Below are 16608 nucleotides of genomic sequence, written 5' to 3'. Positions count from 1 at the left end.
AAATCTTGATTAAATCTCTCTTGAGAAATAAAAGAGATTTATTGATATTGCCATTGATAGAGAAAATTATCTAAACGTTGCACAAATGAAAACGGCTTAATCAAATCATTATCTTGTGGTTTCATAGCTTCTGCTAAACTTGCGTCTACTTGGCTCATAATTTCTATAGCGCATCTTTGACCAGATTCTGCTGCCTTTTCCATAGTCGGTATTCTATAATAAGTATCAATATGCTCCCCAGCTAAATACAAATTAGATATTTTTGAGACAGTTTTTAGGGGTTTTTGGTTAGGTCGCATCAAGCACAGTGGTGCATAAGTCAGCATTCTTTTGCCATCATAGACATCACCAGCTAAATGACTTCTCAAAAAACCCTTTTTCTGCTGATATTCATCCTCTTCCATAATGGCTAGTTCATAATCCAAATGCCATCCTACAACTAGATTTTTGTCTACAAAACCCATTTGAGTTAGCAACTCTTCAAAAATTTCTGAATTGGAACAAGCCATCAATGGTTTATTAAAAACTACTCCATTAGCGTGAGCATTAGAGAAAGTTGCTGACAGCACGTAGGGCATATCTGATGGCATCTCTACATTCTGCCAAATCCCTTCTCCTTGGACTATGCTCACAATATCCCAAGTACTATTTATATGTAAGTTTAAGACACCGGGCTGAAAAGAAGTTGTAGGTAATGCCTTAAGAAAAAATTGGGCGCTATTAGACCATTCCAGCTTAGGCTGATTGACATTTAGAAACGATGGATCGATATCTATTAAACCATCTTGCTTGACCAAATCTGCAAGTACAACTAGAGGAACTGCACAAATATAATGATCTGCCGTTGCTGTAGTTCCATCTGACAATGTGAATGATTTGACGAAATTACTCTTTGTATCAATACTCTTAATGCCTACTCCTAAATTAATATTAACACCTAAATCATTTAAATATTTTGCCCAAGCTTGAAAAAGGCGTTCACTAGTAGGCCCATTCATAATCATAATTGTACTTAGGTGTTCAAATCCTTTGATTGTATTTTTCATTAACAACATAGAAACATTGAACAACCTAGCGCAGCTTATAGCCTCAGTCTCTAATTTAGCTGCAACTATAACTGATATAAAAGTTGAGATAAATCTTTGAAAGTTCTCACTTTTATTTTTTATATCAAGAAACTCTCCATAGCTTTTTCCCGAAAATAACTCTTGTTGGCGTTGCTCACACATCATCAAAAAGTGAATATGTTTGAAGAGACACCATATACTTTCTTTGATGGGTATCCCAACCTTGCTCATCTTATAAGGAAACATCAATGTTACTAACAATAACTGTGTAATGTCCGAAATATGATGAAACCACTGAAATAAAAGTCTTCCAACTAAATTTTTTAATATTTTCTGCTGACGAAATGGAAGCTTGATTAGAATGTCTCCCTTATCATTGGGGAGTTGCAAGATTTTAGGAGGAATTAAATTATCAATTACATAGCCATGTTCATTTGGGATTTTTGCTAGTATTGGCAGCAAAGTTTTGTAATCTTTACTGTAGATTCGATGACTATGCTCAATTGGATTTCCGTCGGGAGTCCGGCGGCTTTTAGCTTTGCCTCCTAATTCATGAGATAATTCATAAAGCTCTACTTTAAAGCCTTGTTCAGCTAGCAGGGTTGCTGCTACCATTCCAGCTATACCTCCTCCAGCTATGAGGACATTTTTATTTTTATTCATGAAATCTTCCTTGAGACATGGTTAAAATTCTTGAAGATAAGACAGTTAAGAAAAAGGCTTCCACTCAAATTTTGTCATTGGCATGAGTGGATTCCTTAGAGCCTAAAATCTTTAATTACCTACGTTTATTTCTACTAATTTTGTTCATTTCTCTGTCTTCAGCCGGAATGAATAAAGAATTTAGTTGTTTGTTGATAATGACTTCACCATCGAACACCTGTGAGTAAACTTGTCCATCAATATCGTGGGATATAATATTAGCTTTTAAATTAGTACTATTACTAGACAAAACCTCTATTGAAATGTAGAATTTCTTGGCTGATGGAATATCTTGAAAATGTTCGCCTTTCTCAAATTTGAAAGGTAAACACGCTGCTTGATAGAAATGGCGAACCCAAATCAACATACCTTGGTTTTGTATATCTGCTGTACAAGGGTTAAACGTCTGTACTGAAAACTGACCATATTGTTCAACATCTGTTATTGAATTCACACACTCAAATGTCAGTTTTGTTGAGCTAATATTTAAAACCCGTTTAACGCCTTGGAAACTAGAGCCGTGAAATAATGTGCCATCTTTATAAGGTGAGATACCTACACAATTTTCATCTTCAGTTTTGTCAAATGCTTTATATATATCAGCATTACGAATTTGGCGCACGAGTTTAACTTGTCCGTTGTAATGATATCGTGGCATTCCTGTTTTCGTCTTACTCCAGATAGTAACATCTAATTCGATTTCATTATCTGGAGATTTATTGATTTCTTTTAAGTCAACAATGTATTCATTTGCCAAGCTTTCATCAAAAACAATTCCTTTCAAGACTTTATATTTACTGAAACTGAAAAATTTATAACCTGGATATAATTGTTCGCAAGTATTAGCCATCCACGCTATAGAATAAGTAACCGGTAATACGGAATGTTCTCCAATTACATGATCTTGCAAAAAGGGATTAGCTTCTAAAGTTAATTTGCGCCGAACCCGGTAAGTTTGTATCTCTGGTTCTAATGAGCTAGATAGGGTAGCAAGAGAACCACCAACCAACACCTGTACTTGATTTCGATCGCCAAATGCTAACTCCTCAACCAGCATTTGAGTTCCAACTTCAACGGGAATTACTTCAATATTGCGTTGAGCAAAAATTTGTTTGACTTCCGGTGTCACCATACCTCCATCCCAGGGGCCCCAATTGAAAGAAATAACGTGACAGTTGGGATATTGATGTCTGAATTGATGAGCAAATTTGTTGATAATTTCATTAGCGATCGCATAATCAGATTGACCAATATTCCCATAAAATCCAGCTGCGGAAGAAAACACAACTAAATGATCCAATTGGTTCATCTCAACACAACTCAGCAGTGTTTCCAGTCCTAAAATCTTAGGTACATAAACCGCTTCAAAATCCTGTGCTGTTTTATGCTCAATTAACTTGTCGGCTAAATTCCCTGCGCCATGAATAACACCTGTAATTCTGCCAAATTTTGCCGTAATTTCTGCTACTTTTTGTTGAACTATAGCACCCGTAGTAATATCAGCGCTAATATACTCAACCTTACTACCCAACTGCTCAATTTTAGAGATGGTCTCTTGAATTTCACGTCCATGAATAATACTTTTGAGTAAACTATTTACCTTAATGGGTGTAGGTTTTTCTCCTCGATCGTAGATATCTTGAATTATGCGTTTTTTTAATTCAATTTCATCACTACAACCTTTGGCATAACTAGGTTCAGGACTCATCGCTGAACGACCAAGCAGAATAAACTTACATCGGAAAACCTGAGCTAATTTGATTACACATTCAGCTGTAATTCCCCGTCCCCCACCACTGACAAGAAATACAGAATCTTGGCTAATGTGATTTTTGATTTTTGAATTGCTAGAAATCGGATTATTCTCATTCACAATAGTGTTGCGTCCTTGAGAATTATATCCAATTTCCAAAAATAATCGATTAGGGTCGTAGAGTTCAGCAAGAATTGACTCGACAGCAGACTCAGAATTGATTTCAGGACTGATATCAACGGCTCGACAAAATACCTTCTCCCATTCCAGATTGAGGGTTTTTGTTAAGCCAAATAAACCCCCATGAATAGGACTAAAATCAGAGCTTTTCCCGATTCCCAAATTTCCATCTAGACGAGACACGGTTACAAACCAACTACGTCCTTGTTTAGCTGCTTCATTAAGCGGCTTTTTCAGGTGTTTTGCTATCAGAAAGACTTGTTTGAGAATAGCTTTAGCTGTACTAGCTGTAGCAGTTAGGGGACTTAGATGAATAAACGCACCAATGGAGCCATAATTTTGAGCGATCGCTTTTAGCTGTTGTTGTAAATGCTCCTCGCTCATATCTGATAGTTTGACGTGATTCATTCCTGTTGGTAGTGGGAAGCGATCGCTAATAATTGACTCTGGGAAGCTGAGTAAAACCACTTTCCATCCTTGCGCTGCTAAAGACTGAGCTAACTTGATACTAATTGGACTACCATCTACAGTCAGTAAACAGATGTGCTGTTGGCTCAAAGTGCAATCCAATTTATCTGGGATGGGTAAATACTGTAGTTTTGCCCATCCCCGTTGAATCGTATGAGTTAGAAATGCTTTAGAGATTTCTATATTTTGATCAAAGTTTTTTTTTCAGCCGTTAATGACTGTTGACCAATATATTCGACAATTTCCCCTAAAGTTCTCAGTTCGGATAATTCTTCAGGATTCAATGATGGTAAATCAGCAGATAGCTCCTGCATTGCTGCCAGGATTTCGACTCGTTTGATGGAATCGATACCTAAATCTGCTTCCAAATCCATCTTTAATTCCAACATTTCAGTTGGATAACCTGTTTTATCACTAACTATTTCTAGGAGAGATTGAGCCAAAACTTCTAAACCTAGTGGAGCAATAAAACTAGTTTCTTGTGCTACTGATTTTACTTTCTCTAATTGGGTAACAAACTCTTTTTCAATTGTTACTGGAATTGAACTTCTATTACCCATATATTCGACAATTTCCCCTAAAGTTCTCAGTTCGGATAATTCTTCAGGATTCAATGATGGTAAATCAGCAGATAGCTCCTGCATTGCTGCGAGGATTTCTACTCGTTTGATGGAATCGATACCTAAATCCGCTTCCAAATCCATCTTTAACTCCAACATTTCAGTTGGATAACCTGTTTTCTCACTGACTACTGATAATAAAGACTGGCTCAAAAAAGTTAAATCAATGGCTGGTGATTGGAAGGAAATTGCTACTTCCTGAGATTCTATTTTAGTGGAGATAATTGGTTGAATTGGATTTGAAATCTTTTCTGGTATTGACTCCGAGACATTTATCTGAGTAGGAGCTACATCTAATTTCGGAGATGCGATCGCAGTTGTATCAATGTTTGACTTATTTGTGATTTCTGGCTCTTTTGATGAAGAGTAAGCAGGAAAATCAGTCAATTGTTTTTGATGAAAGTTAGTATCTTCTGCAATCAAAACAGAATACTGTTGTTGCATCATCTGTAGAAACTTTTCGGAAGCTTCTCCTTGATTTTTCAAGTATTGTTCTTGAACGCGCAATACTTCAGCTTGATGCTCGTAATAACGCATACTCATGCGCTCAAAGCTTTCGATAATAAATGGATCTTGTAAAGGAGCAACTGGTAGCTGTTGAAAAACTTTTGATGATGTAGATTGAGTTAGCATTGTTTTGTTTGATTTAGAGGTTAAAGATGGAGTTTGAGAAGGTTTAGGGGACTTATCAGTGGTCGTTTGTCCGTTTTCAGGTGTTTTCGGATGTTTACCGTTTATAGACCGTCCATTGCCATTACCATTGCCGTTACCACCTGAAGATTGTCCACTAATTTTTGGTTCTGATTTTGGTGCATCTTGTTTTGGTTGAATAGAAGATTTGATGTGATCTCCACTTTCTGAAGATTGTCCACTAATTTTTGGTTCTAATTTTGGTGGTTCTTGTTTTGGTTGAATAGAAGATTTGATTTGATCTCCACTTTGCAAAGCTTTTTCAAAGTCATTTCTGGTTTTTTCACTAACATAATTACCACCATTTAAACGTACAGTTAAACTCTTTTTGGGATTAGGCTCAGGTACTTTTTGTTCGACTTGATAAGGATCGAGTTCGCCGAGAGCTAATCCAGTGACTCGTAGCTGCACAACCGCTTCCCGGAAGGTGCGATCGCTATCTTTAGATTGATGGCGACTGTGAGGATTTAACGCTATTGCTAAATGCGGTTTTTTGCCGAGAATATTTTTGACTAGGTTTGTCAGAACCTGCTTCGGCCCAAATTCTACAAAACAGTAACCACCATTTGCATAAATATTTTCAATCTCCTGCTTAAACAAAACAGGATTGAGAAGATGATCTACTAAAGTTTGGCGAATTTGTTCCGGGTTTTGTGGATAAACATTTCCTGTAAGATTCGAGAAAACAGGAATTTGAGGTTGATTGAACTTGACAGTTTTAATTGCTTGGGCAAAAGGCTTTTGAGCGTAACTGACAAGGGAAGTATGAAAAGCCGCAGAAACAGTTAGTAAAATGCAGGAATAACCTTCTTTATCTAACACCTGCTGAACTTTGCTAATCTCCGATTTAGTTCCTGCTAAAACTACCTGACTATTGGAATTCCAGTTAGCAATTGTAATTTGTGGAAAAGGGATAATTAGTTTTGGCAATTTGGTAATATCACCAGTGACAGCCAGCATACCTCCTGTATCAACATCAGAATGTTGTACAGATGCCATTACTTGCCCCCTAGCCTTGGTTAAGAAAAAGTAATCTTCATCCTGCAAAACTCCAGCACACCATAAAGCTGTGAGTTCTCCAAAACTATGTCCTGCCACAAAATCAGGTTTGAATCCAGTTTGTTGCAAAATCTTGTATAGACCAACACTCAAAACACCAATTGCAGCTTGAGCATTTTCAGTACGTTGCAATGTTGCTACTTGAGCATCTTTTTGAGCCTGGGCAAAAACAGGAGTAGGAAAGACCAAATCGGAAATAGGTGATAATCCATCTTTTAACAAGATGCTATCCATTTGAGCATAGGTTTGGCGAAGTATTGGGAAGTTATAAGTTAATTCCTTACCCATCTCTAAATACTGAGAACCTTGCCCTGAAAACAAAGCAACTATTTTGGCTTGAGGATCTATACCTGTTTGGCGATAGTAGATGCCTTGGGGATGTTCCCATGACTCTACTGATACCTGATTTATGAGTAAATTAATCGCAATTTCTAAGCATTCACAAATTTCTGTTACAGACTCAGCAATAAATCCTAATCTAGCAGATTTATGGGGAACTGCTAAGGTTTTACAAGCATTAACTAGTTCTGCATAATGCTGTTCTTTAGTTGGAGATTGTAACTGTTGGAGAACTGATTCACACCGAGTTTGCAATTGAGTTTGGTTGTCAGCAAACAATAAAATTTCGTGGCGATTGTGATGTAAACGATCAGAGCGTTTTTGTTCGTTTTGGTATTCTTCTAAGACCACATGATAGTTAGTACCACCAAAGCCAAAAGAACTCACACCTGCTCTTCTAAAAGGCTCATTTTCAGTGCGATGCCAAGGTCGAGTTTCTGTATTTAAATAAAAAGGTGTGTCTTCAATTTTTAGTTGCGGATGAGGCTTGGTGATATTAATGGTGGGCGGGAGGATTTTATGGTGTAGAGCTAAAGCAGTTTTAATCAAACTGGCTGCGCCGGCTGTAGCTTTAGTATGTCCAATTTGGGATTTAACACTTCCTAATGCTACGTGTTGTTTTTTAGGGTTATTTTCGCTAAAAACTTCATTTAAAGCCGCAAACTCTGCGGGATCGCCAGCCATAGTTCCCGTGCCGTGAGCTTCGATTAAGCTGACAGTGGATGCTGTAAATCCGGCTTCTGTATAGGCTCTACGCAAAGCTACAGCCTGTCCTGATGAGCGTGGTGCATAAATACTTTTATGCTTGCCATCGCTAGATGTGCCAATCCCCTTGATGACTGCATAGACGCGATCGCCATCTCTTTCGGCATCTTCAAGGCGTTTGAGTACCATCATCCCAATTCCTTCGCCGATCAACATTCCATCTGATTCAGCATCAAAGGGTCTGATTTTTTGCTGTTTGGAAAAGGCAGGGGTTTTACTGAAAGACATATACATGAAGATCGAGTTGTCAGTATCTACCCCACCTGTAATCATCATCTCACTACGATATTCAGTCAATTCGCTCAGTGCCATTCTCAAAGCACCTAACGAAGCGGCACAAGCAGCATCGACTACACAGTTAATCCCCCCTAAATCCAGACGGTTAGCAATCCTGCCGGCGATGACATTACCCAACATTCCCGGAAAAGAATTTTCTTCCCATTTGATATATGCCAGCTTAATTTTTTCAACAATTTTATGGGTCTCTTCTTCAGATAGACCACTGCTTCTTAATACTTTCTCCCACACAGGGTATTGCAAACGAGTAGTCAGTGGCGTAATTAGTTTTTGCCCACCTCCAACTCCCAAAATTACACCCGTGCCATTCCGAATTGTATTACTAGCTTCGCCATAACCGGCATCTACCATCGCCTGTTTAGCAACTAGTAGTGAAAGTATTTGTGAAGAATCTGTCACTTCCAAAATATTAGGGGGCAATCCAAACTCCATTGGATTAAAATCAATATCTGGTATAAAACCGCCCCGTTTGCAATAGGTTTTATCAGGAGTTTTGGGATCGGGATCGTAATAGTCGTCTATATTCCAGCGTGAAAGAGGAATATCAGTAATACAATCAACTTTGCTAATTATATTCCCCCAATATTCTTGTAAATTTCTCGCCTGGGGAAAAATACAAGCCATGCCGATAATTGCGACAGGAGTCTGTTGAAGTCGAGAATTAACTTTGTTTATGCTATCTGGCATTATTTGCATCCCTGACACATTAATTTTAGCCAATGCTGAATTACGATTAGCAACAGAAATATTGTTCTGAATTTGTATCTAAATACAGAGTAAATGCATCAGAACGAACGCATAGAATTTCTGAAATCCTTGAAGGATCATGAGCTTGACGAAAAATAGACTAAATGAAGAAACGCCAAAACTCTTGCTATTAAAAGATTCTTATACTTTAGATGTGTCTGCCTTGGGAAATACATCTAAAGTACAATAGCTACTTCATACCAATTCTTTGGATTTTTCATGAGTTAAGGTACTTTCATTAATCAGTTTCTCCTAGCATCTCAAAACCTAAATTTGAGAATCAGTTATATGTTGCAGATACCGAATCTACAAACAAGAGTTCATCCTACCTTACCTAGTCAATCAAAATTATTAAGGTCAGGGAAAATTATGGTTAAGAGTAGAATTACACTAACAAAAGCTGAAAAATTTATGATTTAAGCCCTTTGTATCAGTCAATGGAAGTTCTACTTTTGTCTTGCCAGATAAGCAATTATTTGACTCACGGCATTATGGCAAGTTTTATCAGTATAAAAAATGTCAGATAACAATTCCTATAATATTACAAAAAGATCAAATAATATCTGCTTATATTTAATTTTTACCTCTTAAAGGGCTTGCCCAATTACAGACTCTGATGATATCAGAACTATTTCTAAAGAGGTAATCCCATTTATTAAACAGAATTCAGGAGTCAGAATTCAGAATAGGCTAGGGCGTGTTTTCAAAGTCTTAGATCCCCCAACCCCCCTTAAAAAGTGGGGCAAAGAGTCTCTTAAAGTCCCCCAATTTATCGGGGGATTTAGGGGGATCTAAAAAGTTAGGAGGCTAAACAAATAGTTTGAAAGCACGCCTACGCCCCGCTACGCTAACAGAATTAATTCCGACCGAAAAAGTGGTGCTTCCCAGCGTAAAGCCTTGTCTTTCAGAGACGCTAACCCGAAGGCATGGCAACTCTTAGAGAGGCTGCGCCAACGTTTAGAGCGAGTATTTTAGAGTAGTGTTGTAACTTATATTGTTCTATTACCAAAGGGATGAAGCCAGAAAATATCCAAGTTGTCGCAGCCCTGTATAAATTTGTTAAGCTGCCAGATTTTGCCGAGAAACGAGATTCTCTGCTGTCTTACTGCCAAGCGCAAGATGTCAAGGGGACAATTTTGCTGGCACTTGAAGGGATTAACGGTACAATTGCCGGTTCGCGTCAGGCCATTGACTCAGTTCTCTGCTTTCTGCGTTCTGACCCCCGTCTAGCAGACTTAGAATCTAAAGAGTCGTATACCGAAACCCCACCTTTTGAGCGGATGAAGGTACGGTTGAAGCAAGAAATTGTTACTTTGGGGTTGCCAGAAATTGACCCAAGCGAGCAAGTTGGGATCTATGTCAATCCTCAAGAATGGAATGATTTAATTTCCGATCCAGAAGTAACCGTGATTGACACCCGCAATGATTATGAGGTGAGTATCGGTACTTTCCAAGGGGCAGAAAATCCCCAAACTGAATTATTCCGCGAATTTCCCGATTATGTGCGTCACCATCTCGACCCAACTAAACACAAAAAGGTTGCTCTGTTTTGTACAGGCGGTATTCGCTGTGAAAAAGCCTCATCCTTTATGCTTGCCCAAGGCTTTGCAGAAGTTTATCATCTCAAGGGCGGCATTCTTAAGTATTTGCAGGAAGTGTCGGCAGAAGAAAGTTTATGGGAAGGGGAATGTTTTGTTTTTGATGAACGGGTAGCCGTTAGTCATGGGTTAGCAGAAGGGAATTGTGAGCGGTGCTTCAATTGTGGCCGTCCGATTTCTGAGGAAGATAAGGTGTCTCCTAAATATGAGCAAGGTATCTCCTGTCCCTATTGTTTTGATAGCCTGACTGAGGAGAAAAGAGCGCGTCAGCAGCAAAAATGGCGGCACTACCTAACCCAAATTGGTAACAAAAATCAGGATGTAAGTTGAAGAAGAATTCAGAGGATGTTTTAAAAGTGTTTTACTGTGATTTTAGGCACTTAATGATCCCCCCTAGCCCCCCTTAAAAAGGGGGGGACTGGAATCAAAGTCCCCCTTTTTAAGGGGGATTTAGGGGGATCTAGAAGGTTTTGCTACCGACAAGAAGACTTTTAAAACATCCTCTCAGAATTTATACCAATTTAATTAATGATTGCAACATATCCTTGGGTAAAGACGCGATGAATCGCGTTTCTACAGATGGTCTATTTGTCACATTCTTTTTTCAAATTGGTATTAGAAACTTCAGTCAAGGATAATTCGGAATTTAAGGGCAAAATTATTGTAAATGTAGTACCGACTCCAACTTGACTTGTGACATTGATTTGACCTCTGTGTGCATCAACGCACCTTTTAACGATTACTAACCCCAATCCAGTACCCTTAATTGATTGAACATTTGAGGCTCGGTAGAATGATTCAAAAAGTCGAGCTTGGTCTGGTTCGGGAATGCCAATACCTCGATCTTGAATATAAAAATTTGCTACTTTCTCAATTGGATCGCAGATTAAATCAAACTGAATCTTGCCACCTGTAGGAGAATACTTAACCGCGTTTGAGAGAAGATTTCCAAACAGGTAATGTAATAGTCCTTCATCCATTACAGCAGACGTATTCTCACTATGACAGGTAAAAATAATTTCACACACGCTGCTTTTAATAATCGAAAAATCTTCGATTAACTCTCGACAAAATTGCTCTAGGTTAAGGGTAACAGGGTTGAATATGAGTTTTTCTGCTTCCGCTCGACCCATAAACAGCACCTCTTCCATGAGTTTTTCCATAGATTGCACAGCGCCTTGAATTCGCTTTAAATAGATGCCTCTTTTTGTATCTGTCAAATTTACTCCTTGCATTTCCATGAGTTCTACTGCCGTTTGCACAACAGTTAGGGGATTACGGAACTCATGAGATACAGTAGAGATAAATAGGGATTTGAGACGGTTAAGTTCTTGCTCTTTCTCTAATGCTTGCTCTAGCAATTTTGTTTGACGGCGTTCGCTAAGATCCCAAAAAACAACTACGACACCATTTATCTGGTCAGATCCTCGCTTTAGTGGTGAAGCACTATCACCAATTGGAACTCTTTTGCCATTTTTTGTAATTAGAGATGTGAATTCCCCTAAATAAACAACCTGTTGCTCTCGTAGCACTTTTGTCACAGGATTTTCTAATGTTGTGTCTGTCACTTCATCGACAATATGAAAAATCTTCGCCGCTTCATTTCCTAAAGCATCTTTTTCTTGCCAGCCAGTCAACGCCTCAGCCGCAGGATTCATAAATGTTACTTTTCCCTGCTCATTTGCGGCAATTACAGCATCACTCATTGAGTTTAAAAGAGTTGCTAACTGATCTCGATTTTCCCGCAGTTCACGCTCTAACTGGTGTTTTAAAAGACCAATCTCGATGGCAATTTTTAAATCTTTTGTAGTAAATGGTTTAACGATGTATCCAAAAGGTTGGGTAATTTTGGCTCTTTCTAAAGTATGGTCGTCGCCATAAGCAGTTAAATAAATTACAGGTACATCTAACTGCTCACGAATCTGACTGGCGGTAGCAATACCGTCCATCTCACCTTTTAGAATAATATCCATTAATACTAGTTCTGGTTGAGTTTCCAATGCCTTGGCAATGGCAACTTTTCCAGATGAAGCTGTACCCGTAACAACGTATCCTAGTTGACTAAGTTGGCTAGCAATAGTTCTAGCCACAATCACTTCATCTTCAACAACTAAAATCCTAGCTTGACCCATTTGATATTTACTGATGCAAAGTTAACTGCGTGAATTTAATTTTAAATACTGTTCCACGATCGCGTTCTAGATTAATGTCGCCTTCTAGTTGTTCTGTAACCAAGTCATATACTAACGATAGACCCAAAGAATCAGTATTTCTCCAATCTAAATTATCGGGTAAACCAATCCCATTGTCTCGGATAGTCATCTCGATATTATTGCCAACATTGTGTAAGACAATACTGATTGTGCCTGGTTGTTGATTGGGAAAAGCGTGTTTGAGAGCATTGGAGATTAATTCGTTAATAACCAACCCACAGGCAATAGCTTGATCGACATTCAAACTTACTGAGTCTATATCAGTTTCTAGAGCAATTTTACCAGGGTGTATTTGATAGGAAATTAGCAAGCTTGCTGCTAAGTTACTGATATAGTCGGCAACATCAATTTGTCCGATATTAGCGGAAATATATAAATTTTTATGAATTAGAGATATTGACTCAATTCGGTTTTGGCTTTCTCGAAGAACTTTGATTATTTCTGGATCTTTGAGAGTTTGAGACTGAAGTTGTAATAAACTGGAGACAATTTGCAAATTATTTTTAACTCGATGATGAACTTCCTTTAAAAGAACTTCTTTTTCAGCCAAGGCGTTTTTTAATTTAACTTGAGCTTTTTGTCTTTGAACAAGTTCAGTTTGAACTTGCTCTAAGATGCTGGATTGTTGAATGGCGATCGCTAATTGGACTGTAACTTGATCGAGCAAATCTAATTGATTTTCTTCCCACTCACGAAAATCAGAGCATTGGTGAGCAATCAGTAAACCCCAAATGTGAGAGCCAGGGTTTTGAGAGCTTACTTCTAGTAAAATGGGCACAACCAAATTTGCTTTCACCTGAAACTGTTCTAACAGGCGAATATGGCAATCAGTTAGTCCAGCTTCATAAATATTAGCGATCGCTCGTTTGCGTATCTGATAACATTCTATACCTGTGCCTGTTTGAAAACACGTATCATGTATCTCTACACCCAAAGAAACTCTCCATCCAGGTTCCACCGATTCTGCCATAATTGTGCCGATCATCTCTGAGTCAAACTGATAAACTATGACTCGATCAGCCCCAAGTAAATCTCGCACTTCTCGAACTGTTGCATTCAGAATATCTTGAAGATTCAAAGATTGACGAATCCGTTGAGCAACAGTTCGCATCAATTGTTCCCGTTCGGCTTGAGCTTTTAGAGCTAGTTCAGTTTGCTTACGTTCTGTGATATCTTGCCCAATACCGATAATTTGACCATTTGAAAGGTAAACATTAGTCCAAGACGTATCCAATAAACGACCATCGCGCATCTGAGTTTTAAAGTCACTCCAATTGCGTTGTGCAGACTGAATAAAATTAATTACATATTGTCGATAATCAGGATTAGGGTATAGCGCTTCCAAGACATCACGAGTTTGGAAATCTTGAAATTTCCAACCTAGAATACTTTCCCATTCTTGATTCACCCACTGGAGTTGACCATTAGTATTAAATAGGGCAATCATCAATGGTATGCTCTCAAAAATTATCCGCAAAAGCTCATTTTGCTCTTGGAGTTTTGTTTCGGCGTTTTTGCGATCGTTAATATCATTAAATACTGTTAAAATGGCTGATTCATTGTGAAAAACTAAATATTGTAATGAAGCGATCGCCCAAAAATGAGTTCCATTTGCTCTGTTTAATTGAAGTTCATAATTATGAATAAAACCCTGTTGATTAAAAATTTTTAGCAGTGCTTCTAAATCTGCCAAATTGTGATATAAATCTCCAAGCTTTTTGCGATTAACTAAATACTCTGGAGAAAAGTGAAATGTTTTAAGCGACTCTGTATTAGCGTATAAAATCAACCCATCAGACACACGCGAAATAATAAATGGAACAGGAATAGCTTCAGAAATGACTCGAAATCTAGCTTCACTTTCCTGAAGAGTTCTTTCTATTTGTTTATGTTCTGTGATGTCTCGTATATGAACTAAGCGAGCCTTATAACTGCCATAGTTTATTGTCTGTGTAAAAAGTTCAACATCAATAATCTGTCTGTCTTTTCGCCGATGTCGCCATTGTGCGGTAAAATCTGAATTAGAGTCATTTTGTGCTAAATATTCCAGGAAGATAGGCACATCTTCTAAAGGGCGAATGTCAGTTATTCGCATTTGCAAGAACTCTTCTCGTGAGTAGCCGTAGTGAACAACAGCAGCTTCATTTACATCTAAAAATTGCAGATTATTCTGGTTATATACCCACATGGGGTTGGGATTTTTAGAGAAAAGTAGATTAAAACTCCTTTGGCTTTCATTCTCAGAAAATAGCATTAGTGGTTGTGTGATAAAAGTTTTTATTTCTTTTAGATGAAGTGGGTTTGGAGGCAGACTGCAAACAGTGCATATTGCTACGAATAAGCAAGCTACACTTAGCTTCTGTCTGCGACACGCTGTTCGCGTTCGTAGAGAAGAATGCAAAGAATCTTTGGAGACTTTGGATTATTTGCGGCAGCGTGGGTTATCTTCTATCTTGGTCGTCCCAATGTAGTGATATATAGAACAGCTTCGTCAGCAGGAATACCCAAGACTTCATTTACTTGGTCGTCAAAGAATCCACCGATACCACTGACACCTACATTTAGGTGCATTGCGGCTAAATTGAGGCGTTGTCCCAAATGACCGGCATCCATGTGCAAGTAACGGTAAACGCGATCGCCATATTGTGCGATCGCCGCTTTCAAATCGGCTGTATGAAATAATACTGCTGCGGCATCCCGTCCTAATTCTTGTCCTAAACAGAGAAAATGTAACTCTCGCCGAAAGTTTTTAAACCGAATTTGGCGTAATTCTTGGGCTTTGGGCGCGTAATAGTAACAACCCGCCTCCAGTCCTTTGACTCCACAAACAGCAATGAATGTTTCGATTAAATTTAGATCGAAGTAGTCTGGAGAAATATCTAAACTTTGGTCGATGTAATTTTGCGGTTGGTAAGTGAAATCGAGTAAACTTTTCAATTCATCGAAGCTTAAATCATCACCATTATAAGCGCGGGTAGAACGTCGCTTGTACATAGTGGTTTCCAGTTCTGATAATTTTTGTCCCCAGTCGATAGGTGCAGTGCTGGTGGGAATTTTTAAACAGAAAGGAAAATTGTATTTATCCTCCAAAGATTTTTCTTGCTTAATAGTTGGTAGATTAAGATTACCAGTTACACCTGGTTGGATCTGGGTGTGTCGATGGAAATATGTTAGTAATTCGCCATCGGGGATTTGAGGATAACTGGTTTCAGTTGCCGAAGGTAAAGCAGTACAACCCAATGGCAAATTTTGATTAACATCTAACAAGTCTGCCAGAGGTAAGACAGCGATCGCACCTTCTTGTTGCGAATCGATATAAAGTAGATCGTTAACCGATTCATCAACAAAGCCACCGATTAAATGGGGGCGATAATCAGTAACCGCACCAGCCAATTCGATATTACCCAGCAGATGTCCCGTATCCAGAAAAATCCGACGGTAAGCCCGATCTTCATAGCGCCACGCAGAACGATAGAATACCGCAGTTACAATAATTGCCAATTGGGTATTTTCTAAAGAAGGATGCCAGAAACAAGCTGCTTGAAGAGTTTGCCAAACATCACTTTCCCAATAATGCATGAGAGAATGAGTCCGAGACTGGTAGTTATATAGACCAGGTGGCAATAACGACGTACCACGGGAAACCAGATATATCTCAGCAGGGTATAATCCACCTGCACTAGGAGCAGCGCGTAAATACACAGCACTACCCATAGAAGGCATTTTCGCCGTCAATCCATAGCTGCGAAACAATAGCCGTGAAAGTCTTTGCCACCATTGAGCATCTGGGTTGTTAGCATAAGCCTCTGGTTTTTCTTGGATATAGGGTTTGAGATCAAAATTAGAGCCAATTTTGTACTCCTTAAAAGGCACTGGCTGTTTAGTCCAGTCTAGGCGCTGACTTTTAGAGGCGAGAGTCTCAGGGTTGTATTTAGTCCGTTCGTGATAATGCTGGGCAATTGATTGGTGTAATTCTGGCATAGTACTTTTAATATCCTTGGGGCATCCTTTTCTTGATCTTGGCATTCATTAGCCTCATTGTTTCGTGTCAATTGGTACAATCCTCAGAGTCATAAAGTGGTAATTGGTAACAATTTGTCATTTGTCATT

The 16608-nt window shown here is 38.6% G+C and carries 6 protein-coding genes and 1 pseudogene; 1 reads left to right on the top strand and 6 read right to left on the bottom strand.

Annotation, left to right across the window (positions count from 1 at the left end; all coding sequences use genetic code 11):
* Nucleotides 1-38 precede the first annotated feature (38 nt).
* The 3 genes and pseudogenes from HWQ37_RS34010 to HWQ37_RS34000 all read right to left on the bottom strand — a co-directional run.
* Nucleotides 39-1730: an FAD-dependent oxidoreductase gene (locus HWQ37_RS34010; protein ID WP_292755724.1), complete on the bottom strand. Its 1692-nt coding sequence runs from the start codon at nt 1728-1730 to the stop codon at nt 39-41.
* A 115-nt stretch (nt 1731-1845) separates the two neighbouring features.
* Nucleotides 1846-4260, bottom strand: a complete 2415-nt coding sequence (locus tag HWQ37_RS34005; protein ID WP_292755723.1) for an SDR family NAD(P)-dependent oxidoreductase — start codon at nt 4258-4260, stop codon at nt 1846-1848.
* A gap of 131 nt (nt 4261-4391) precedes the next feature.
* Nucleotides 4392-8636: pseudogene (locus HWQ37_RS34000) on the bottom strand (beta-ketoacyl synthase N-terminal-like domain-containing protein); the annotation flags it as partial.
* Nucleotides 8637-9700: 1064 nt separating this feature from the next.
* On the opposite strand from HWQ37_RS34000, the gene trhO reads away from it, so the two are divergent.
* Nucleotides 9701-10615 carry an oxygen-dependent tRNA uridine(34) hydroxylase TrhO gene (gene trhO, locus HWQ37_RS33995; RefSeq protein ID WP_292755721.1) on the top strand — a complete coding sequence of 305 codons (915 nt, stop codon included), beginning with the start codon at nt 9701-9703 and terminating at the stop codon, nt 10613-10615.
* Between the two features lie 254 nt (nt 10616-10869).
* On the opposite strand, the gene HWQ37_RS33990 is transcribed toward trhO, so the two are convergent.
* The 3 genes from HWQ37_RS33990 to HWQ37_RS33980 form a co-directional block, all read right to left on the bottom strand.
* On the bottom strand, nt 10870-12417 hold the full coding sequence (locus tag HWQ37_RS33990; protein ID WP_292755720.1) for a hybrid sensor histidine kinase/response regulator: 1548 nt from the start codon (nt 12415-12417) through the stop codon (nt 10870-10872).
* Nucleotides 12418-12424: 7 nt separating this feature from the next.
* The gene (locus HWQ37_RS33985; protein ID WP_292755719.1) at nt 12425-14752 is read right to left on the bottom strand and encodes a PAS domain S-box protein; all 2328 of its coding nucleotides are present in this window, start codon (nt 14750-14752) and stop codon (nt 12425-12427) included.
* Nucleotides 14753-14946: 194 nt separating this feature from the next.
* Nucleotides 14947-16479 carry a SagB/ThcOx family dehydrogenase gene (locus HWQ37_RS33980; RefSeq protein ID WP_292755729.1) on the bottom strand — a complete coding sequence of 511 codons (1533 nt, stop codon included), beginning with the start codon at nt 16477-16479 and terminating at the stop codon, nt 14947-14949.
* Nucleotides 16480-16608: the final 129 nt, after the last annotated feature.

Origin of the sequence: Nostoc sp. NMS4, assembly GCF_017115095.1 — a bacterium.
Taxonomy (GTDB): domain Bacteria; phylum Cyanobacteriota; class Cyanobacteriia; order Cyanobacteriales; family Nostocaceae; genus Nostoc.
The sequence above is the reverse complement of the archived record's forward strand: the minus strand, read 5'-3'. Positions and strand labels throughout refer to the sequence as shown.